The organism is Actinomadura sp. NPDC000600 (genome assembly GCF_040492135.1).
GTDB lineage: Bacteria > Actinomycetota > Actinomycetes > Streptosporangiales > Streptosporangiaceae > Spirillospora.
The window spans coordinates 1-1,346 of the sequence record NZ_JBEUPD010000121.1; the positions used below are offsets into that span (position 1 = coordinate 1).

Annotated in this window: 1 rRNA gene and 1 pseudogene; both read left to right on the forward strand. The window is 59.9% G+C overall.

The features are described 5' to 3' along the window. A pseudogene (locus tag ABWI07_RS44120) lies at positions 1–186 on the forward strand (RNase J family beta-CASP ribonuclease); the annotation flags it as partial. 615 nt (positions 187–801) lie between these two features. Continuing rightward, positions 802–1,346: ribosomal RNA gene (locus tag ABWI07_RS44125) — 16S ribosomal RNA — on the forward strand; the annotation flags it as partial.

Consider the following 1,346-nt stretch of genomic DNA (forward strand, 5'->3'; position numbering starts at 1 on the left):
GGCATCGACGACTCCGCGTTCGGCGACGTCATCCCGAAGATCGCCGAAGTGCTGGAGAGGTCCGCTCAGGACGGGGTCATGGAGCCCCACCAGCTGCAGCAACTCATCCGCCGCACACTGGGCAAGTGGGTCTCGGACACCTACCGGCGCCGGCCGATGATCCTGCCGGTCGTGGTCGAGGTCTGACCCTCGTACGACCGCTCGTACGCGTGAACCCGGAGCGGGGCTCCTCGATTTGCATCGGGGCGCCCCGCTCCAGTACGTTTACGGCTCCGCCCGAGGGGGAACCCGATGCGACTGTGCGTCAGGAACCCCGAGCGGGACGGAAAATCCGACTCAGAACCTCTGATAAAGTCGGAGCCGCCGGAAAGGGAATCGCGAAAGCGAGAACCTGGAAAGCACCGAGGAAATCAGACCGGAAAACAGTCTGATAGAGTCGGAATCGCCGGAAAGGGAAACGCGAAAGCGGAAACCTGGAAAGCACCGAGGAAATCGGATCGGAAAACGGTCTGATAGAGTCGGAAACGCAAGACCGAAGGGAAGCGCCCGGAGGAAAGCCTGAGAGAGTCTCTCGGGTGAGTACAAAGGAAGCGTCCGTTCCTTGAGAACTCAACAGCGTGCCAAAAATCAACGCCAGATATGTTGATACCCCGTCTCCGGCCGATCGGCTGGGACGAGGTTCCTTTGAAAAAGTCCTGCCGACGTTGTTCGGTAGGCGCACAGCGAGGACGCTGTGAACGGCTGGGCTTATTCCGCCCGGCTGTTCCGCTCTCGTGGTGTCGTCCCGATTACGGGAAAACATTCACGGAGAGTTTGATCCTGGCTCAGGACGAACGCTGGCGGCGTGCTTAACACATGCAAGTCGAACGATGAAGCCCTTCGGGGTGGATTAGTGGCGAACGGGTGAGTAACACGTGGGCAATCTGCCCTGCACTCTGGGACAAGCCCTGGAAACGGGGTCTAATACCGGATAATACTCTCGCAGGCATCTGTGAGGGTTAAAAGCTCCGGCGGTGCAGGATGAGCCCGCGGCCTATCAGCTTGTTGGTGAGGTAGTGGCTCACCAAGGCGACGACGGGTAGCCGGCCTGAGAGGGCGACCGGCCACACTGGGACTGAGACACGGCCCAGACTCCTACGGGAGGCAGCAGTGGGGAATATTGCACAATGGGCGAAAGCCTGATGCAGCGACGCCGCGTGAGGGATGACGGCCTTCGGGTTGTAAACCTCTTTCAGCAGGGAAGAAGCGAAAGTGACGGTACCTGCAGAAGAAGCGCCGGCTAACTACGTGCCAGCAGCCGCGGTAATACGTAGGGCGCAAGCGTTGTCCGGAATTATTGGGCGTAA